General features: G+C 72.3%; 16 protein-coding genes and 2 pseudogenes. 5 read left to right on the top strand and 13 right to left on the bottom strand.

The features are described 5' to 3' along the window. The first annotated feature begins 66 nt into the window (after nucleotides 1-66). Nucleotides 67-468: a helix-turn-helix domain-containing protein gene (locus ACIA5G_RS19400; RefSeq protein WP_395924863.1), complete on the top strand. Its 402-nt coding sequence runs from the start codon at nucleotides 67-69 to the stop codon at nucleotides 466-468. A 97-nt stretch (nucleotides 469-565) separates the two neighbouring features. Here ACIA5G_RS19400 and ACIA5G_RS19405 read toward each other — a convergent pair whose 3' ends face one another. The 6 genes from ACIA5G_RS19405 to ACIA5G_RS19430 all read right to left on the bottom strand — a co-directional run bounded on the left by ACIA5G_RS19405 (nucleotide 566) and on the right by ACIA5G_RS19430 (nucleotide 10,282). Continuing rightward, complete coding sequence (locus ACIA5G_RS19405; protein ID WP_395924865.1) at nucleotides 566-2,113, bottom strand: recombinase family protein; 1,548 nt, start codon at nucleotides 2,111-2,113, stop codon at nucleotides 566-568. A gap of 144 nt (nucleotides 2,114-2,257) precedes the next feature. Next, nucleotides 2,258-4,438: a SulP family inorganic anion transporter gene (locus ACIA5G_RS19410; protein WP_395924867.1), complete on the bottom strand. Its 2,181-nt coding sequence runs from the start codon at nucleotides 4,436-4,438 to the stop codon at nucleotides 2,258-2,260. 207 nt (nucleotides 4,439-4,645) lie between these two features. Continuing rightward, complete coding sequence (locus tag ACIA5G_RS19415; protein WP_395924869.1) at nucleotides 4,646-6,877, bottom strand: bifunctional SulP family inorganic anion transporter/carbonic anhydrase; 2,232 nt, start codon at nucleotides 6,875-6,877, stop codon at nucleotides 4,646-4,648. 471 nt (nucleotides 6,878-7,348) lie between these two features. After that, nucleotides 7,349-8,629, bottom strand: coding sequence for an adenosylmethionine--8-amino-7-oxononanoate transaminase (locus ACIA5G_RS19420; RefSeq protein WP_395924871.1), 1,281 nt, complete (start codon nucleotides 8,627-8,629; stop codon nucleotides 7,349-7,351). A 12-nt stretch (nucleotides 8,630-8,641) separates the two neighbouring features. Then, entirely contained in the window at nucleotides 8,642-9,844 is a 1,203-nt protein-coding gene (locus ACIA5G_RS19425) for a cytochrome P450 (protein ID WP_395924873.1), read from the bottom strand. A gap of 24 nt (nucleotides 9,845-9,868) precedes the next feature. Continuing rightward, the gene (locus ACIA5G_RS19430) at nucleotides 9,869-10,282 is read right to left on the bottom strand and encodes an SRPBCC domain-containing protein (RefSeq protein WP_395924876.1); all 414 of its coding nucleotides are present in this window, start codon (nucleotides 10,280-10,282) and stop codon (nucleotides 9,869-9,871) included. A gap of 64 nt (nucleotides 10,283-10,346) precedes the next feature. Between ACIA5G_RS19430 and ACIA5G_RS19435 the strand changes: the two genes are divergently transcribed. Continuing rightward, complete coding sequence (locus ACIA5G_RS19435) at nucleotides 10,347-10,970, top strand: uridine kinase (protein ID WP_395924879.1); 624 nt, start codon at nucleotides 10,347-10,349, stop codon at nucleotides 10,968-10,970. A 4-nt stretch (nucleotides 10,971-10,974) separates the two neighbouring features. Here ACIA5G_RS19435 and ACIA5G_RS19440 read toward each other — a convergent pair whose 3' ends face one another. The 5 genes and pseudogenes from ACIA5G_RS19440 to ACIA5G_RS19460 form a co-directional block, all read right to left on the bottom strand. Further along, nucleotides 10,975-12,132, bottom strand: coding sequence for a glycosyltransferase family 4 protein (locus ACIA5G_RS19440; protein WP_395924881.1), 1,158 nt, complete (start codon nucleotides 12,130-12,132; stop codon nucleotides 10,975-10,977). 81 nt (nucleotides 12,133-12,213) lie between these two features. Beyond that, nucleotides 12,214-13,266, bottom strand: a complete 1,053-nt coding sequence (locus ACIA5G_RS19445) for an NlpC/P60 family protein (RefSeq protein WP_395924883.1) — start codon at nucleotides 13,264-13,266, stop codon at nucleotides 12,214-12,216. A 419-nt stretch (nucleotides 13,267-13,685) separates the two neighbouring features. Then, on the bottom strand, nucleotides 13,686-13,943 hold the full coding sequence (locus tag ACIA5G_RS19450; protein ID WP_395924885.1) for a hypothetical protein: 258 nt from the start codon (nucleotides 13,941-13,943) through the stop codon (nucleotides 13,686-13,688). A 66-nt stretch (nucleotides 13,944-14,009) separates the two neighbouring features. Further along, nucleotides 14,010-14,141: pseudogene (locus ACIA5G_RS19455) on the bottom strand (RNA-binding protein); the annotation flags it as partial. Nucleotides 14,142-14,249: 108 nt separating this feature from the next. After that, a complete protein-coding gene (locus tag ACIA5G_RS19460; RefSeq protein ID WP_395924887.1) occupies nucleotides 14,250-15,662 on the bottom strand; it encodes an NYN domain-containing protein in 1,413 nt (470 codons plus the stop codon). Between the two features lie 121 nt (nucleotides 15,663-15,783). Here ACIA5G_RS19460 and ACIA5G_RS19465 point away from each other — a divergent pair, with 121 nt between their 5' ends. Then, a complete protein-coding gene (locus ACIA5G_RS19465; protein WP_395924889.1) occupies nucleotides 15,784-17,487 on the top strand; it encodes a DEDD exonuclease domain-containing protein in 1,704 nt (567 codons plus the stop codon). Between the two features lie 91 nt (nucleotides 17,488-17,578). Here ACIA5G_RS19465 and ACIA5G_RS19470 read toward each other — a convergent pair whose 3' ends face one another. Both ACIA5G_RS19470 and ACIA5G_RS19475 read right to left on the bottom strand, forming a co-directional pair. Further along, nucleotides 17,579-18,325, bottom strand: coding sequence for a MerR family transcriptional regulator (locus tag ACIA5G_RS19470; RefSeq protein ID WP_395924970.1), 747 nt, complete (start codon nucleotides 18,323-18,325; stop codon nucleotides 17,579-17,581). A gap of 71 nt (nucleotides 18,326-18,396) precedes the next feature. Further along, nucleotides 18,397-18,486, bottom strand: a pseudogene (locus tag ACIA5G_RS19475) (MerR family DNA-binding transcriptional regulator); the annotation flags it as partial. Between the two features lie 44 nt (nucleotides 18,487-18,530). Between ACIA5G_RS19475 and ACIA5G_RS19480 the strand changes: the two are divergent. Next, entirely contained in the window at nucleotides 18,531-19,268 is a 738-nt protein-coding gene (locus tag ACIA5G_RS19480; RefSeq protein ID WP_395924891.1) for a maleylpyruvate isomerase family mycothiol-dependent enzyme, read from the top strand. 58 nt (nucleotides 19,269-19,326) lie between these two features. Next, the gene (locus ACIA5G_RS19485) at nucleotides 19,327-19,608 is read left to right on the top strand and encodes an Lrp/AsnC family transcriptional regulator (RefSeq protein WP_395924893.1); all 282 of its coding nucleotides are present in this window, start codon (nucleotides 19,327-19,329) and stop codon (nucleotides 19,606-19,608) included. The last annotated feature ends 203 nt before the right edge of the window (nucleotides 19,609-19,811 follow it).

The raw sequence follows: 19,811 nt of genomic DNA on the forward strand, positions 1-19,811 counted from the left end.
CCCCGGCCACAACCGCGCCCACACCGATCGCACACCGCGCCGAGTGCCCGCCGCCACCTCACCGCCGTGCCCGATCCCGCCGCCCCATGCCGGCCGACACCGGCCGGGGACGAGGTGTTCTCACCCGGCCGCCTGCGCGCCTACCGGGACCTGTCCGGCTACACCCGGGTAGCCCTGGCCGCCCGGGTCGGGATACCCGCCGACACCCTCACCGCCTACGAACAAGGAGCCGCCACACCCGACACCGCCACCCTGACCGCCCTGGCCGACGCGCTCAACCTCGGCGCCGGTGACCTCACCGGGCCGCCCGGCGCGGACGACTCCTGGGAGTACTGGGGGCTGATCTGCGCCGCCATGCCACCGATGACCGAGAACCAGATCGCCACCGTCGCGACCGTGCTCCGCCGGATCGACAAACACCGCCACCCCGGCGACGACCCGGCCGCCGAACCGCCCCGCGCTGCGTAGCCGGGGCTGACCACAAGCGTGAGGGGTGTTCTCCGGCTCTGCGCCGAGGAACACCCCTCACGGTCTGTCTGCGGTTGTCGAGGCTCCCGGGGGCAGGTCACCCGGCCTGCACCTCGATGTCCGGCCGTGTGTCCTCGTCGGCTTCGATGTGCTTGACCCGGTCCTTGTCGAACATGCGCTTGCCGTTCTGCTCGTACCGCTTGATCACCAGTCGGTCCCGGCCGAGCGCGCTGATCAGCATCGCGCGCTTCTCCGCATAGCCACCCGCTTCCCACTGCGCGTCCAGCGTTTCCACGCTCTGCGCCTCGGTCGGCCCCTCCGGGTTCCCTCCGGACAGCGACTTGCGTTCCGCCGTGAGCTTGGCCAAGTCGGCGGCGAGGGGTTCGTTCGCGGCGTCGAACGCGTCCAACGTGATCTGCCGCGACCCCAGCCGCTCCGACAACGCGCGCTGCAAGGATTCACACCGCGCGATCTCCTCGTTCACCTCGGCGAGCCGTTCGGCCACCTGTGAGCGGGCCGCCGAGATAGCCGCCGCGTGCCGCGAGTCGGACAACCGCTTGAGCGTGAAGATCCGCAACTCCCGGTCCACGCTGCGCACGTCGGCATACACCCGCCCGCACCCGCGCCGGTCCTTGTTACAGAAGTACGTCGCCCGCGTCGTCCCGTCCGGGTAGGTCTGCGGGGCCTGCGCGTGCGCCGAGAGCTTGGTGTTGCACACCCCGCACCGCAGAATCCCGGTCCCGATGTAGCGCTCACCGGCCACCCGGCCGCGCTTGCGCCCGGCGAACAGCGCCCGCAACCGCTCATACGTCCGCTGGTCCAAGATCGGCTCGCCCGCCAGCCGTCCTACCGGCTTGCCCTCGTGCTCGATCACCCCGCCCAACGTCGAACGCTTCAACGTCTCGCGCACGGTCACCTGCACCCATTCCCGCCCGGCCGCCGTGCGCAACCCGGCCTTGTTCCACCGCCGCGCAATCTCCCTGACCGACACCCCGGTCAAGATGTCCTTCGCCGCATCCCGGATCGCCTGCTGCTCGCGCGCCACCAGATCGGCCGGGACCGTCGGCTGATCGGCCTTGGTCTGATCGGGACCTGGTTTCCAGGTCTGGTCCTTGCCGGGGAACCCGAACGTGCGCGGCCCGCCGGTCGGGCGGCCCTGCTCCCGGAACGTCGCGAACCGGCGCTTGATCCGCCGCGACGTGTCATCCGACGACCGCGCCGCGTGCGCGACCTCGATCCGCATGATGAACCGGTCATCCGGATCGGCCAAGTCCCGCTCACCGTGCGCGGAGTAGACCTTGAACCCACGTTCGCCAAGCTCGATCAGCTTTTCCAGGTCGCGCGGCTGCCGGAACAGGCGGTCGGTGTGCCAGACCACGATCCCGTCTGACTCGCCCGACTCCACCCGCTCCAACAGCCGCTGCCACCCCGGCCGCCGGACACTGCGCTTCCACGCGGACAGGCCGTCTGACAGCTCTTCACCCAGAGACGCGTCAACCCGGTCGATCACCTTCCGGTTGTCGGCCCACTGCGTGTCGATCTTCTCCAGCTCACCCGTCTCCGGCACCCGCGACAGTCGCCCGTACGAGTCCAACACCGGCGGCCGGGTACCCTGACCTGCGTCTTTGCGCTCGTTGTTGACCATGAAATCCACGGTACGACCGCAAATGTCGACCCGCCAATGCGGCGTTCGGTGCGTCCAACGCACCCAATCTGGCGTTCGGTGCATCCAGCGCGGCAAGGCTCGCGCAGGTACTCCACAGCCACCCGCGCGAGCCCGCCGCGGGCGTCACGCCCCCGGCACCACCACCGGAGCCCCGGCCGGGCGGAACGTCCGCTCGGCCGCGTCGAACAGGTACACCTGCGCGGTCCCGACGGCGAAGTACATGCCGGTCAGCTGCAGCTTCCCGCCCGCCTCGGCCGCCGCCACCGACGGGTACTCCCGCAGGTGCTCCAGCTGCTGGAGCACGTTGTGCAGCGCGAGGCGGTCGCCTTCGCGTTCGGGGACCGCGTCGTCCAGCGTCGCCGAGCCGAGGCGGTGGGCGCTCGGCTCCGCGTGCTGCAACCACACCGACAGCGGTCCCGGCGGCGGGCCGTCGGCGAGCGCGGCCATCGCGCCGCAGCCGGAGTGGCCGCACACCACGATCTCCTCGACGCCGAGCACACCCACGGCGTACTCGATCGACGCGTTCATCGACGGATCCGCCTGCCCGGGCGGGACGAGGTTGCCGATGTTGCGGATGGTGAACAGGTCACCCGGGCCGCTGGTGGTGATCAGGTTCGGCACGATCCGGGAGTCGCCGCAGGTGATGAACAGCGTGCGCGGGCGCTGGCCGTCGGCGAGGCCGGACAGCGTGTCGCGCAGCAGCGGCGCGGCCCGCCGGTGGAACTCGGTGGCGCCGCGGCGGGTCTGCTGGGCCGGGATGTCGACGGCTTCGGCCGCCTGCCACTCCGACCACGGCGCGAGCCAGCGCGGCACCGCGCGGCTGGCCGCGAGCCGGGACCGCGTCGGACGGCCGGCCTTGCCTTCGCCGAACCACGGGTGGCCGACCTCGTCGACGTCCACCGTGCCGCCGGCGCGCTCGTGCGCCTGCTGCCAGGTGGTGAGGCTCTCGAACGCGGCGTGGTCGAGGTAGTCGACGACCAGCTCCAGCCGCACCGGCACCCCGGCCGGGATGGCGCCGAGGATCTTCGACAGCCGCGGCACGGACAGGAACGTCAGGACGCCTTCGACGACCACACGCCAGTTGTCACCTTCGGTTTCGACGTGGATGCCGGACCAGAGCGTGCGGCGCAGCATCAGCACCAGCGCCAGCCCGATCCCGGCGAGCACACCGGTGAGCAGGTCGAACACGACGACCCCGGCGAGGGTGAGCAGGTAGACGGGCAGATCGCCGTGGGCGAGCACCTGCTTCATGTGGCCCGGGTTGACCAGCTTCGCGCCGACGTGCACCAGCAGCCCGGCCAGCGCGGCCAGCGGGATGTTCTGGATCACCCCGGCGAGCAGGACGACGAACACCAGCACCCAGACGCCGTGCAGGACCGCCGAAAGGCGGGTCTTGGCGCCCGCGGCGACGTTGGTCGAGCTGCGGACGATGACACCGGTGACCGGCAGGCCGCCGAGCGCGCCGGACACCATGTTGGCCGCGCCCTGCCCGACCAGCTCGCGGTCGAGGTTGGCGCGCGGGCCGGTGTGCAGGCGGTCGACCGCGACCGCCGAGAGCAGGCTTTCCACACTGGCGATCAGGGCGATGGTGACCACGGCGAGCGCGAACCCGCCCCAGCCCTCGGGCAGTTGCGGGACGAGGTGGACGTTCAGCAGGTCACCGGGCAGCTCGACGCGCGGCAGGGTCATCCCGAAGACCAGCGACACCACCGTGGCCAGTGCGATCGCGGCCAGCGGGCCCGGCACCTTGCGGACCGCCGCCGGCAGCTTCGGCCAGATCAGCAGGATCGCGATGGTGAGCAGGCCGACGACGGTGGCGGAGTCGTGGTGGGCGACGATCTGGCCGGGCAGCTCGGCGATGTTCTCGATCGCGGAGCTCTGGGCCTTGCCGCCGAGGATGACGTGCAGCTGGCCGAGCACGATCGTGACGCCGATGCCGGCCAGCATGCCGTGCACGATCGCCGGCGAGATGGCGAGCGCGGCACGGGCGATTCTGCTCAGCCCGAGCAGGATCTGCAGGGCGCCGGCGGCGACGGTGATCGCGCAGGTGACGGCCCACCCGAACGTCTGGATGGTTTCGGCCATGACGACGGTCAGGCCGGCGGCGGGCCCGCTCACTTGGAGCGCGGAGCCGCCGAGCGCACCGGCGACGACGCCGCCGACGACGGCGGCGACGAGCCCGGCGGCGACCGGCGCGCCCGAAGCGAGGGCGATGCCGAGGGACAGGGGGACAGCGACGAGGAAGACGACCAGTGAGGCCGGCAGGTCGTGGCGGAGCACGGCGAGGGGTCTCATGATCACCATGCAACCGGAAATCGTGTGAAATGTCCGCTATGCACCACCCGATCGAGTGAACAACTGGCCACATTTTGCCCGGATGTCACAAATCGGACGGGTCGTTTACACCTCGTTCACGAACTTTGCCTGTCACGTGACAGTTGAAAGCCGTACGACACAAGGGTTTCCGAGCGCCCCGATGCGACCCAGGCCACATCGGGGCGCTCCCCCACCTCAGTGCTCCAGCGCACCCGCCGGGACGAACCCGCGCGCTCCACCGTCCAAAAGGGACACCTGCGCGGCGCCGACGTCGAAGTACATCCCGGTCAGCCGGAGGCCGCCGCGCGCGAGCGCCGCCGCGACCACCGGGTAGCCGCGCAGGGACTCCAGCTGCTGCACCACGTTCTGCAGCGCGAGCTGGTCGGCCTCGGCGGCCGGCCGCTCGCCGCCGAGCAGCAGCGGCGCCTCGCGGGCGCGGCGGCGCAGCGTCGCTTCGCCGTGGCGCAGCCAGCTGCCGAGCTGGACCAGGCCGTCCGGCGCCTGGCCGAGCAGCGCCTTCATCGCGCCGCAGCCGGAATGCCCGCACACCACGATCTCGGCGACACCGAGCACGCCGACGGCGTACTCGATCGCCGCGCCGACCGAGGAGTCGTCGCCGTCCGCGGGCGGCACGAGGTTGCCGATGTTCCGCACGGTGAACAGGTCACCCGGGCCGCTGGTGGTGATCAGGTTCGGCACGATCCGCGCGTCGCCGCAGGTGATGAACAGCGTGTGCGGCTGCTGGCCGTGCGCCAGCCCGCTCCAGGTGTCCCGCAGCAGGGGCGCGGTGCGGCGCTGGAACTCCGAGGCGCCGCGGCACAGCAGCGAGCTGGCTGAGCGCTGGGCGGGCAGCACGACGTGCTCGGCCTGCCACTGCGACCACGGCGCGAGCCACCGCGGCACGACCCGCGCGGCGACGCTGCGGCGCACGGTCGGCGCGCCCGAGCTGCCGCGTTCGAACCACGGGTGCCCGATCTCGTCGACCGTCACCGGGCCGGCGTGGGCCTGCTGCCAGCCGCGCAGGCAGTCGAACGCGGCGTGGTCGAGGTAGTCGACGAGCAGCTCGAGCGTGACTTCGGCGTCCGGGGGCACTTCGGCGAGCACGCGGGTCAGCCGCGGCACGGACAGGAACGTCAGCGCGCCTTCGATGACGACGCGGTGGCGGTCGCCTTCCCTTTCGGCGTGGATCCCGGAGAAGATCATCCGCCGCAGCATCAGCGCGAGGGCCAGCAGGATCCCCGCGGCGACGCCGGTGAGCAGGTTCACGGCCACCGCGCCGGCCAGCGTGACGGCGTACACCGGCAGGTCGCCGTGGCGGCGGACTTCCTTGAGCGCCGGGAGGTTCACGAGCTTCGCGCCGACGTACACCAGCAGCGCGGCGAGCGCGGCCAGCGGGATCAGCCGCAGCACCCCGGTGAGCAGCAGGCAGGCGGCGAGGATCCAGACGCAGTGCAGGATCGCCGACATCCGGGTGCGCGCGCCCGCCTCGTGGTTGGTCATGCTGCGCACGATGACGCCGGTGACCGGGAACCCGCCGAGCGCGCCGGCGGCGACGTTCGCCGCGCCCTGCCCGATGAGCTCACGGTCGAGGTCGGTGCGCGGGCCGCCGCGGAGCTTGTCCACCGAGACCGCGGACAGCAGGCTCTCGAGGCCGGCGATCAGCGCGATGGTCAGCGCTGTGGCCGCGAAGCCGCCCCAGCCGCCGTCCGGCAGCTGCGGGACGACGTGCAGGGCGGGCAGCCCGGCCGGGAGGTCGACCCGCGGCAGGGTCAGGCCGGCCGCGACGGCCAGGCCGGTGGCCAGCGCGACCGCGGCCAGCGGGGCGGGCACACGGCGGACCGGGCGCGGGAGCCGCGGCCAGGCCAGCAGCACCGCGAGGGTGACCACGCCGATCAGCACGGCCTGGTCGTGGTGCGCGGCGATCTGCCCCGGCAGCGCGACGACGTTGGCGAGCGCGGAGCCCTGCGCCGAGCCGCCGAGCACGACGTGCAGCTGGCCGAGCACGAGCGTCACGCCGATGCCGGCGAGCAGGCCGTGCACGATGGCGGGCGACACCGCGAGCGCGGCGCGGGCGAGGCGCGTCAGGCCGAAGAGGATCTGGAGCAGGCCGGCGGCGACGGTGATCGCGCAGGTGACCGGCCAGCCGTAGGTGGCGATCGTGTCGGCCAGCACCACGGTGAGCGCGGCGGACGGCCCGCTGACCTGCAGCGGCGATCCGCCGAAGACGCTCGCGACCAGTCCGCCGACCACGGCGGAGATCAGGCCCGAGAGCAACGGCGCCCCGGCGGCGAAGGCCACGCCGAGGGACAGGGGAACAGCAACGAGGAAGACGACGAGCGAAGCGGGAAGGTCGTGTTTCAGGTTCTCCAGGAAGGAAGTGCGGGACGGCGGGCCGGTGTCGTGTTCACCACGAACGATCTCGATCATGGGGGCAGGATCGCCGAAACCCCGCAAAAAGTCCGCTACGCAAGCATTTCTCGCGTTTGGCGCGGTACGGATCGGTTCGGTTTCCCGGGGTTTTCAGGTGAAAGCGGCCCGGACCGGCTCCGCCTATCGCGTGGTGTGAAACGCACTCCGGCACGCAGCGCGACGATGAGGGACCTTCGGGTCTCGGTGTGCGCGTGGTCACACCCGATGTGCTGAATTCAGGCCTTGGCGGCGGCCGTGAGCATCGCCCGGGTGATCACGGCTGCGCTGCCACTGCCCGGATCGCCCGCGCGGCTCGCCGCCAAAATCCGGACCCTCACCCCCCCTGCGCCGGACTCAAGCCTTCGCGGCGACCGCGGACATCGCACAAGTGATCACGCCGCCGCCCGGGTCACCCGATGCGCCGCGAAGTCGGTACTCGAAACACGCGACCCATTGTCGAAATCCGGAACCTCACCCCCTGCGCCGCACTCAAGCCTTCGCGGCGACCGCGAGCATCGCACCGGTGATCACCGCGAGGTCGTCGTCCGTCGAAACGTAGGGCGGCATCGTGTACACGAGGTCGCGGAACGGGCGCAGCCACGCGCCGTGCTCGGTGACGACCTTGGTCGCCACCGCCATGTCCACCGGGTGGTCGAGCTGCAGGACGCCGATCCCGCCGAGCACCCGGACGTCCACCACCGAACCCAGGTCTCGCGCCGGGGCGAGGCCGTCGAGGAGGCCCTTCTCGATCCGGGAGACGTCTCGCTGCCAGCCGCCGTCGGCGAGCAGGGCCAGGGAGGCGTTCGCGACCGCCGAGGCGAGCGGGTTGCCCATGAACGTCGGGCCGTGGGCGAGCACCGGGAGCGCGCCGCGGGAGATGCCCGCCGCCACCTCCGGGGTGCACAGCGTCGCCGCCATGCTCAGGTAGCCGCCGGTCAGCGCCTTGCCGAGGCAGAGCACGTCCGGCGTCACCCCCGCGTGCTCCGCGGCGAACAGCGCGCCGGTGCGGCCGAAGCCGGTCGCGATCTCGTCGAAGATCAGCAGCACGTCGTGGGCTTCGGTCAGCTCCCGCAGCGCACGCAGGTACGCGGGGTGGTGGAAGCGCATCCCGCCGGCGCCCTGCACGACCGGCTCGACGATCACCGCGGCCAGTTCCCCGGCGTGCCGGGAGATCTCCGCCGCCAGCGTGTCCAAATAGGACTCGTTGGGTGGTGTGTCGAAGCCCGAAGGCGGCGCGGGCACAAAAACCTGCTCGGGCAGGATCCCGCGCCACAGCGAATGCATGCCGCCGTCGGGGTCGCAGACGCTCATCGGTGTGAACGTGTCCCCGTGGTAACCACCACGCCAGGTCAGCATCCGGCGCTTCTCCGGCAGCCCGCGGGAACGCTGGTACTGCAGGCACATCTTCGCCGCGACCTCGACCGACACCGAACCGGAGTCGCAGAGAAAAACGTGCTCCAGCCCGGCCGGCGTCAGATCGACCAGCGTCTTGGCCAGCGTGATCGCCGGTTCGTGCGTCAGGCCGCCGAACATCACGTGGCTCATCCGCCCGGCCTGCGCCGCGAGCGCGGCGTCGAGGGCCGGGTGCCGGTAACCGTGGATCGCCGACCACCACGACGACATCCCGTCGACCAGCTCCCGGCCGTCGGCGAGCTTCAGCCGCACCCCGCTCGCCTCGGTCACCAGCAGCGAAGGCACCTTCGCCGGCATCGGCGCGTACGGGTGCCACACGTGCTGGGCGTCCAGGGCGAGCAGGTCGGCGGAGTCCATCCGCCGATTAAATCAGCGCAGCCGGACGGGCAGCGACTCCAGGCCGTGGACCAGCGAGCTGGGCCGGTAGACCAGCTCGTCCGGCTTCGCATCCAGCGCGAGGTCCGGGAACCGCGCCAGCAGGCCGGCCAGGGCGATCTCGGCCTCCAGCCGGGCCAGCGGCGCGCCGACGCAGTAGTGGATGCCGTGCCCGAACGCGAGGTGGCCGCCCGCGGCGCGGGTGACGTCGAGCCGGTCCGGCTCGGCGAACCGCGCCTCGTCCCGGTTGGCGCCCAGCAGCGAGATCAGCACGAACTCGCCTTCCGGGATCGTCACGCCGCCCGCCTCGACCGGCTCCGCGGTGAACCGCAGGGTGGCCAGGTGGATCGGGCCGTCGAAGCGGAGGAACTCCTCGACCGCGCCCGGCAGCAACGCGGGGTCGGCGCGCAGCAGCGCCGCCTGCTCCGGCTCACGCAGCAGCGCCAGCACGCTGTTGGCGATCAGGTTGACCGTGGTCTCGTGCCCGGCGACCAGCAGCAGGAACGCCATCGACACCAGTTCGGGCTCGGACAGCGAGTCGCCGTCGTCACTCGCGTGCACCAGATCCGACAGCAGGTCTTCGGCCGGCTCGGCGCGCTTCTGCGCGATCAACCCGGTGAGGTAGCCGAACATGTTCTGGGCCGCGGCCTGCGCGTCCGCCGGCTCCGACGCGCTCAGCAGCGTCTTGGACCAGGCGGCGAACTCCGTGCGGTCGTCCGCACGGACGCCGAGCAGCTCGCAGATGACCGTGATCGGCAGCGGCGCGGCGAACGACGGCAGCAGGTCCGCCCGCTCCTGCCCGGCGAGCCCGTCGAGCAGCTCGGCGGTGATCTCCTCGATCCGCGGCCGCAGCCGGGCCACCGTCCGGCCGGTGAACGCCTTGTTGACGAGCTTGCGCAGCCGCGAGTGGTCCGGCGGGTCCGTGTTGAGCATGTGGTGCCCCAGCGCCTCGCCGAAGCCGCCCTGGGTGGTCGCGCCGGCCGGGAGCTTCGCCTCGAACAGCTCGTGCGCACGCCGGTTGTCCTTCTGCAGCCGGGCGTCGGCCAGCAGGGCCCGGGCCTGCGCGAAGTCGGTCACGATGTAGCAGTCCAGGCCACGCGGCATCCGGACCCGGCGCACCGGCCCGCCCGCACGCAGCAGTTCGGCGAACAGGTGCGCGTCCTGCGCGAAATCCTCGGCCACTTCTACCGTCGTCATGCTTCCCCCTGGAAGTCGACCGCGTCAGCGTTCGGCGAGTGCCGCCACCACGCGGTCGGTCACGTCCTGCCAGTATGCCCGCTGTTCCTCGCGCTCTTCCGCGCCCGCAAGCCATTCCTGGTGGAAGACGAGCTTGGTCTTGGCGCCGGCGGCGCTCAGCCGCACCTGGACCGTCGAGTCGTGGTCCCAGTCGCTCGGCCGCCAGGTGAGCCGCACCCGGTCGCCTTCGACGAAGCTGCGGATCTCGCCGACCGTGCCGTTCTCCGTCTCGTACTCCGCACCCTTCTCCCGCGGCAGCTCGACGCCGGGGCCGAGCCAGATCGCGACGCCGTCCCGGCTGACCAGGAAGTCCCAGACGTCCCCGCCCGGGTACGGCACGGTGCGCGAAACGCCTATCTCCCAACCGACATCGGCCGTCTTCCCCACTGAAGAAGTCATGCCCGCATCATCCCACCGGGGTACGACGAAAACCGTCCCCGGTCCGGGTGCAGGATCTGAACCCGTGCGCTACCGCCCGATTTCCCCCGCCGTCCTGGCCGAAGAGCTGACCGAACGCATCAACGCGCTCACCGAGCGCCGACGGATCGCGGTCGCCGTCGACGGCGCGGCGGGTGCGACGGAAACCACAGAACTCGCGGACGCCCTGGCCGGCCCGCTGCGCCTGCGCGGCCGTGCGACCCTGCGCGTGTCCGCGCACGACTTCCTGCGTCCCGCGTCGCTGCGCTTCGAGCACGGCCGCACCAACCCCGACGCCCGCTACACCGACTGGCTCGACCTCGGCGCCCTCCGCCGCGAGGTCCTCGAACCCCTGGGCGAGGACGGTTCCGGCGAGGTCCTGCCGTCCCTGTGGGACGCCGAGCGCGACCGCGCCACGCGGGCGGAGCGGGTGCCGGTCCCCGAAGGCGGGGTGGTGCTCGTCGACGGCGAACTGCTGCTGGGCGCCGGTTTGGCCTTCGACCTGGCCGTGCACCTGTGGCTCTCCCCCGCCGCCCTGCGCCGCCGCGTGCCGGACGCCTGGGCGATCCCGGCCTACGAGCGCTACGAGGAGGAGGTGGATCCGAGTTCCCTGGCCGACGTCGTCGTGCGTGTCGACGATCCCCGGCACCCGGCGCTCTACACGCCGTGAGCGCTCAGCGGACGACGGCCACCGGGTCGCCGTCCAGCAGCCCGGACAGCCGGTCCGCCATGACGTCCCACCGCCAGTTCGCGGTGACCCAGTCCCGGCCCGCCTCGCCCATCCGGCGCGCCCGCACCGGGTCCGAGAGCAGGGCGGAGAGGGTCTCGCCGAGCTGGTCGACGTCGCGGCCCTCGACGACGTGCCCGGTGACCTCGTCGAGCACCGCCTCGGGGGCGCCGCCGGAGTTGCCCGCCACCACCGGCAGGCCGGTCGCCGAGGCCTCCAGGTAGACGATGCCGAGGCCCTCGACGTCGAGGCCCTTGCCGCGGGTGCGGGCCGGCATGGCGAAGACGTCACCCGCCGCGTAGTGCGCCGGCAGCTCGGCCCACGGCACCGAACCGGTGAGCACCACGTCGCGCTCCAGGCCCAGCTCGGTGACCATTTCCGTCAGCTTCTTGCGGTACGGGCCCCCGCCGACGATCAGCAGCGCCGCGTCCGGGACGCGCCGGCGGATGCCCGGCAGCGCCCGGATCAGCTGGTCCTGGCCCTTGCGCGGGACCAGCCGCGACACGCAGACGACGGTCGGCCGGTCGCCGAGGCCGTGCCGGGCGCGGATCTCGGCCCGCCCCGCCGGGTCCGGTTTGTACAGTTCGGTGTCCACCCCGGACGGCAGCAGCTCGAGCCCCGCCATCGGGCCGAACGCGGCGGCGAACCGGCCGCGGGTGTAGCGGCTGACGTAGGTGACTACGTCCACGGTGTCGCCGATGCGCCGCAATGCCTGCCGCGAGCCCGGGAGCATGGACCAGCCGACCTCGTGGCCGTGCGTGGACGCCACGATGCGCCGCGCCCCCGCCTGCCGCAACGAGTGCCCCAGCAGCGCCAGCGGCGCGGCAGCGCCGAACCAAACGGCTTCGCAGTCCCGCGCGCGCATGATCTGCTTCGCCCGGCGAAGCACGTCCGGCGTCGGCAGCATCAGCGACGTCGGGTGCCGGACGACCTCGAACGGCGCCTCGGCGTCGAACTCCTCGTGCGACCCCGTGCGCGACTCCCACGACGGCGCGTAGACGACCAGGTCGTCCGCCGGCAGCCGGGTGGCGAGGGAGTTCAGGTAGTTCTGGATCCCCCCGGGCCGCGGCGGGAAGTCGTTGGTCACGAGGAGGGTCTTGAGCACGCCCCAGAGGCTAGCGGCCGCCGGAGACGGCGAAGGGGCGGCACCGCGTGTGCGGTGCCGCCCCTTCGAAGAGCTGCCGGATCACGACGTAGGGCGTCGCGCTCCCGCGTACTGGCTCTGCAGCGGCGAAATCTTGACCACGTCGCCGGTGTCGGGCGCGTGCACCATCTTGCCGTTGCCGACGTACATGCCGACGTGCGAAACGGGCGAGTAGTAGAACACGAGGTCGCCCGGCTGCAGCTGGTCCCGCGGCACCGCGGCGCCGAAGGTGGACTGCTCCCGGCTCGACCGGGGCAGCGTGATGCCGGCCTTCTTGTAGGCCCAGAGCATCAGGCCCGAGCAGTCGAACGAGCTGGGGCCGGTGTCGCCCCAGCCGTACGGGCTGCCGAGCTTGCTCAGGGCCGCGTCGAGCGCGGTCTGGGCGGCCGCGGTGGGGGCCTTGAGGCCCGGGGCCGCGGAGCCCGTGTCGCGCTGCGAGGCCTTGTCGAGCGCGCTCAGGTTCTTGTTGGCCGCCTTGAGCTGGTCGATCTGGTCGTTCAGCGTCTTCTGCTTGGCCTGGATGTCCGAGGTCAGCTTGGCCGCGGCGTCACGCGCGTCAGTCGCGCGCTTCGCCGCATCGGCGGCCTTGTTGGTGGCATCGGTGGCCTGCTGGACGGCGCCGGTGAGGTTGCCCATCGCGCCGTTCTTCTCGGTCGCGATGACCTCGAGCGCCGACGAGCGGTCCAGGAAGTCCTGGGTCGAGGTGCCGGCCAGCAGCGCGGACAGCTTGTTCAGCTGGACGCCGCTGGTGAACGACGCGCCGGCGAACTTGTCGACCTCGGTCTGGTACTTCTTCTGGTTCTGGCTCGCGACGGCGGCCTGGTCCTTCGCCGCGTTGACGTCGCCGGTGGCCTTGTCGAGCTCACCCTGCTTGGCCTTCAGGTCGTCCTGGGCCTTGAGCAGGTCTTCGTTGAGCTTCTCGGCCTGCGCCGCGAGGTCGCGGTACTGGGCCAGGGCGTCCGAGCCGGTGGGCGGGGCCTGGAGGACGGGGATGGGGGCGGCGGTGGCCGACGGCTGGGCGACGGTGACGAGGGTGATCACCGAAGCCGCGGCGAGGGCACCTGACACCACGCGCCTGACTGGATGCGACTGCACGGTCGCGCGGGTCTCCTTTGCGTCTCGGCCGCCGAGGGGGACCGGGCTCGAAGAGGTCGGGGGTTCCTCTTCGCCGCTTGTCCCGCCATCACACGCGTTCTCCCGCAAGAGGTGAAGCCCGCGATGGTGGTTCCGGTTCCCAGCTTCCCGACAAAGCTGCGTCCGGCGGCGATCTCGCGTCGCCGTCTCATCGACGGCCGGGGGCCACGAGATCTCGGACAGGTTACGAAAAGACCGCCACCACGTCCACCACCTCCCGGCCAAAAACTCTCCGTAGCGCCGCTAAACACCATCGGACCAGCGCGGGAGAAATCATGTGACGGGCGTTACACGCTGGGGTTTCTTCGGAGGCCGTTTCGGCTACCTACCGTTCACCTGATCCGATCGACCATTCGGCGCGCCGACACGAAACGGGCGTGTCAGGCGGTGCGCGGAAGCGGTCCCTCGACCAGGCGAAGCCGGGGCACCATCCCCGCCTCGGCCAGCGCGTCGATGGCGCGGCGCTCGTCGGCGTCCCACACGACGGCGGGCGGCGCGCCGAGCAGCACGGTCACCACGCAGTCGTGGCAGGAAATGCCGCGCACCACACAACGGTCACAATCGACCACGACGTTCTCGATGTCGGAAACGGAAATGTGCGAGACGTCCACTTCGGACAGCTCGGGGGTGTCGGCCATGTGGTCCTCCTCACGTCGGAACTGCTGCTCCGCACGTTAGGCGCCACCACCGACAGTTTCGGCGCGTCAGACCCGGCTGAGGCGATTGACCAGCACCGCGGACGGCGTCGGATGCGCCCCGCCACCCCGCACCGAGTCCGCGACCGCGCGGTCGGAGGTCGCCACGACCATGGGCCGCCCGGCGGGTTCGGCCGCGACGGCCGGCTGATGCAATCGGGCTCGGATTCGACCACTCGATCGCGCATCCGAGGCGCTATCCGACCGTTCGCGGCGTCAGGCGACTCACCGCGCCGGCACGAAACCGCGTCAGACCCGGCTGAGGCGATTGACCAGCACCGCGGACGGCGTCGGGTGCGCCCCGCCACCCCGCACCGAGTCCGCGACCGCACGGTCGGACGTCGCCACCACCATCGGCCGCCCGGCCGGCTCCGCGGCGACGAGGTTGCGGATCACGTCGTCGGCGAGGACGCCGCGGTCGGAGAACAGCACCCGGACCCCGCGGGGCACCGAAGCCGGGACCGAGAGCACGCCGGCGCCGTCGAAGACCACCGTCACCTCGGCCGAGGTGCGCGCGGCCAATGCGGACAGCTGGTGGATCAGCCGGTCGCGCTGGTCGGCGAGGGCGAGCTCGGGGTAGCCGGTCTTGGTGACGTTGTAGCCGTCGACGATCAGGTGCACGTTGGGCAGCGCGAGGTAGCGGTCCAAGGTGGACACGTCGGCGATCTTGCCGCCCTGGCCGAGGCCGGAGCTGGCGCCGCGGACCATGTCGGCCGGGCGCGCGCCGCGGGCGCCGAGCGCGAGCTCGCGGCGCAGGCCGGTGACCGCGCCGTCGATCGTGTCGACGAGCAGAGCGAGCCGCACTTCGTCGGCCTCGCGGGCCTCGCGGGCGGATTGGCGGGCGATATCGGCGTCGGCGACGGCGCGTTCGGCGCGGGCGCGTTCGCTGGCGACGCGCTGGCGTTCACGGGCGAGCTGCGCGCCGAGGGCGGCGATCTCGTCCACGTGGGCGGCGGTGCCGCGCTCGGCCTCAGTGGACGCTGCCAGGGCCGCGTCCTTCGCCTGGCGAAGCTGGACGCCTTGTTCGCGAAGGCGCTTCAGGAGCTTCTCGACTTCGCCCTCGCGCTCACCACGGGCGTTCTCCGCGGTGTGCTTCGCCTCCGCGAGTTCGGCGCGGACCTGGGCGAGCTCGGCTTCGAGCCGCTGGGTGCGGGCGAGCGCCGCGTCGCGTTCGGCGCGCAGCGCGTTCTCCTCGGCGTTCTTCGCGACCAGGCGGACCCGCCCGGCGGCGCCGGACTCCCCGAGGAGGACGGCGGCGGCCGCGGCCGCGACGGAGTCACCGGCGTTGGGGTCGAGGGCGTCGGTGCGGTGCTCGCGCAGCCACTCGATGACGGCGGTGCGGAACTGCGAGGACTCGCCGAGCGAGGTCAGCAGGGCGCCACCACCGAGCTTGGCGCGCTTGGCGGGGGCGAACTTGGCGACGGGCCGCAGCTGGCGCGGGACGTCGGTGGCGGGCAGCTTCGCGACGGCGGCCGCGGCGAGCTCGGCGATGCGGTCGCGGACGGGCTCGGGCAGCGTCGGCCAGGTGGCGGGCTCGGGACGCTCGCCGTCGGCGTCCGCCGGCGCCGCGCCCGCGTCCACGGCCGGCTCCGGGCGCGGCGCGACACCCGAAGGACCCACGGGGTCCCCGGGCGGCTCCGGCACGAGCGGCTGCGGGTGCATTGGTCCAGGGTAGGCCCCACCCCCGCATCCCGCCCCGCGCGCCACTCGTACCGCGTCGCGACCAGCGTGTTCGTGCGTGCCCGGCCGGAAACTGTCGGTGGTCGCCTCTAAGGTCTCGCACATGCGTTCGGTTCAGGCACAGCTCGCGTTCGACGAGCTCGGAACTCCGTTGCGGGACACCACTTTCGTCGTGTTCGACCTCGAGACGACCGGGGCGGCGCCCGGGCCGTCGGGCATCACCGAGATCGGCGCGGTGAAGGTGCGCGGTGGCCAGGTGCTGGGCGAGTTCGCGACCCTGGTGAACCCGGGGATGCCGATCCCGCCGCAGATCGTGTCGCTGACGGGCATCACGCAGGTGATGGTCTACGATGCGCCGCCGATCGAGGAGGTGCTGCCGGCGTTCCTCGAGTTCATCGGCGGTGCGGTGCTGGTCGCGCACAACTCCGGGTTCGACACGTCGCACATGCGCGCGGCGTGCGAGGGACACGGTTATGCGTGGCCGAAGCCGACCGTGGTGTGCACGGTGCGGCTGGCGCGGCGGGTGGTCCCGCGGGACGAGGTGGGCCGCTACAACCTGACGGCGCTGGCGCTGCTGTTCGGGGCGCGGACCCGGCCGACGCACCGCGCGCTGGACGACGCGCGGGCGACCGTCGACGTGCTGCACGGGCTGCTGGAGCGCGTCGGCAACCTGGGTGTGCATTCGCTCGAGGAGCTGATGGGCTACCTGCCGGAGGTCACGGTCGCCCAGCGCGCGAAGCGGCACCTGGCGGCGGACCTGCCGTCTGCCCCGGGCGTCTACCTGTTCAAGGGGCCGAAGGAGGAGGTCCTGTACGTCGGCACGGCGAAGGACCTGCGGCGGCGGGTGCGGTCGTACTTCACCGGCTCGGAGGGGCGCAGCCGGATCCGGGAGATGGTCGCGCTGGCGGAGCGGGTGGACCACGTGGTGTGCTCGCACGCGCTGGAGGCGGAGGTGCGGGAGCTGCGGCTGATCGCGGCGCACCGGCCCGCGTACAACCGGCGGTCGAAGAACCGGCACCAGGGCTGGTGGGTCGGCCTGACGGAGGAGGCGTTCCCCCGGCTGTCGGTGGTGCGGCTGCCGCGGGCGGGGGTGCTGGGCCCGTTCCGCAACCAGGCGGACGCCAAGGCGACGGCCGACACCCTGGCCGGCGCGTCGGGGCTGCGGACGTGCACCCAGCGGATCTCGCCCCGGACGGCGAACGGGACCCCGTGCGTGCTGGCGGAGCTGGGCCGGTGCGGGGCGCCGTGCGCGGGCCGGCAGACCGTCGAGGAGTACGTCCCGGCGGTCGAATCGGTGTCGGGGCTGATCGCGGGACTGGACGGCCGCCCCTTGCATACGGCAGCGGCGCTGGTGGAGCGGCTGGCGGAGGGCCGGCACTACGAGCAGGCGGCGCGCCACCGGGACGAGCTCGCGGGCTTGATCCGCGCACTGGGCCGCGCGCACCGCCAGGCGTCCTTGGCATCGATCGGCGAGCTGATCGCGGCGAGCCCGGACGGCGCGGGCGGCTGGGAGCTGGCGGTGATCCGCTACGGAAGGCTGGCTTCGGCCGGCGTGGCCCGGCGCGGGGTGCCGCCGATGCCGGTGGTGGAGGCGCTGGTGGCCTCGGCGGAGACGGTGCTGCCGGACCCGGGCCCGTTGCACGGCGCGCCGCCGGAGGAGGTCGGGGTGTTGTTGCGGTGGTTGGCGCGGCCGGGGGTCCGACTGGTGCGGACGACACGGCCGTGGGCGGAGCCGGCCGCGGTGGCCGGGTGGCGGGGCTGGCTGGATCTGGTGGCGGAGGCGCATTCGCTGGAGCACGTGAGCTGAGCTGCAGCAGATACGAGAATGCCGGTGGTGGGGCGAACGGGCCTAGGTCACGCCCCAGGTGAGGAGGTCCCGTTCTGCCTGACCGGGCCCCTCAGCTCACCGAGCAGTCCAACGCATCAAGCAGCCAGGTGTGCGTAACCCCCATCGGCGCGGCCTCACCGGTGACTTCGCCTGCCAAGTGCCAATACCGCCGCAACCGCGGGTTCCGATCAGCCGCTGTCCGGTGGTTCAACGCCCGGCGGAACTCCAGCGAGTCCCCCGCCCCCAGCGAAGCCGCGTGAGCCGCCACGAATCGGTCCAGCGCCGCCCCCGGCGAGGGCCGCTCCCCCGCCGCCACCAGCGGAAACGCCAGTTCGCACGCCGCCGCTACCTCGGCGTGGAGTGCGGCCAGGTCGGGGATTCGCGCGTGGTCCACCAGCGTGCTGTCCCGCAGGCCCGTCGCCAGCCGGTGGTCCGATGCGAGCAGCACCAGCTCCGCATACGCCACGACCTGCGCCGTCGTCGGCTGCTCCGGGGGCCGGGGTGCGCTGATGTCGAGGAACATGCGGACCGTGTCGGCCGGGACGCCGCCGGCGGTCATCGGGTGCCAAAGCCGGACCAGAGTCTCGTGCGCGGAGAACCCGTCCTCCACCGCGGACAGCAGCTCGAGCCGGACAGCCCGGTCCGCCGGGGAAGCCTCCTCGACCGCGCGGAGCACCGAGCGCCGCCAAGCCAGCGTCGCCACTTCGCGATCCAACGCGGCTCGCTCGGCGGCCACCGCGTCCGACAAGGACCGGGCGCCGGCGAGGACGTCGGTGATCGACCGGAGCCCCAGGCCCAGGCCACGGAGACGCCGCACCAGGACCAGCCCCGGTCGACCGCCGCGACCTCGAACCGGCGGTGTCCGCCGACGCTGCGGGCGGGCTCCAGCAGACCCTCGTCGCAGTAGAAGCGGATCGTGCGGACCGGCACGCCCGTCCGCTGCGCCAGGTCGCCGATCCCGAGTGTGTCGCCGGTCACCTTCGGTCGAACCTCCAGCCGGGTGGAGTTCCTACGGTACGGCCATGAACAGCGCAAGACTCGCCGAGGGACTCCACCACCAGACCGCCGGGTTCGCCGAAGCGGTGGCCGGCGCCGACCCGGACACCACCGTCCCCACCTGCCCCGACTGGCCGCTGCGGGTGCTGGTCGGCCACATCGGCCAGGCCCACCGCTGGGCCGCGAGCATCGTCCGCTCCGGGCCGTCGCCGGTCCCGGATCCCGTCGACGCCGACCCCGGCGCCCCCGACAAGTGGGCCGATTGGCTGCTCGAAGGCGCCGCGGAACTCACCGAAGCGGCACTGGAAACTAAAGAAACCCCCGTCTGGACGTTCTTCGGCGAGCAGCAGGCCACGTTCTGGCTGCGCCGGATGCTCCACGACACGACCATCCACCACGCCGATGCCGCGTTCGCCACCGGCAAGCCCTTCGTCGTGGCACCGGAGTTCGCGGCCGACGCGATCACCGAGTGGCTCGAAATGCTCTCCAACCCGATCACCGCGCAGCTCAAGCCGGCCTTCGCCGAACTCCGCGGCACCGGCCAGACCCTCCGGCTCGACCCCGGCACCGGCGAGGGCTGGCTGATCACCCGCACCCCCGACGGCGTCCGCTGGGCCCGCGAAGAGGGCGATGCCGACGTCACCCTGGCCGGGCCGCTCCGGGACCTGCTGCTGGTGTTCACCCGCCGGCTGCCGGCCGATCGCGTCACGATCACCGGTGACCGCGCCCTGGCCGAGCACTGGCTGGCCCGCACGGCGGCTTGACGCACCGGGGCTCACTAGGATCGCGGGGACACCCGCAGACGAGTCTTGGAGGACCCAGGTGATCACCGCGATCGTGTTGATCCAGGTAGAGGCGGAGTCGATCCCGGACGCGGCGCAGGCGATCGCCGACATCGACGGCGTCGGCGAGGTGTACTCGTGCGCCGGGGACGTCGACCTCATCGCCACCGTGAAGGTGTCCGCGCACGAGGAGCTGGCCGACCTGATCCCCGGCCGGATCGGGAAGGTGCCGGGCGTGCTGGACACCGTCACGCACATCGCGTTCCGGTCCTACTCACGCGCCGACACGGAGTCCGCGTTCGCGATCGGCGTCGAGGACTGACCGAGACCCTCACAGCGGGCGTGAACACGCCCGGTGGGGCCCGGGTAGCCCGGACACACCGAAAGGCCCCCTCCGGCGAACCGGAGGGGGCCTTTCGGGTGCGGAGAACTAGTGTTCCGAGTTGTTAGTTCGCGTCTTAATTGTTGGTAGGGTTGCGGGATGGCGCGCACAGGCCGCCCGAAGGCGGAGCTTGTTCTGTCCGA

The organism is Amycolatopsis sp. NPDC051758, assembly GCF_044453095.1.
In the GTDB taxonomy this organism is placed as follows: Bacteria; Actinomycetota; Actinomycetes; order Mycobacteriales; family Pseudonocardiaceae; genus Amycolatopsis.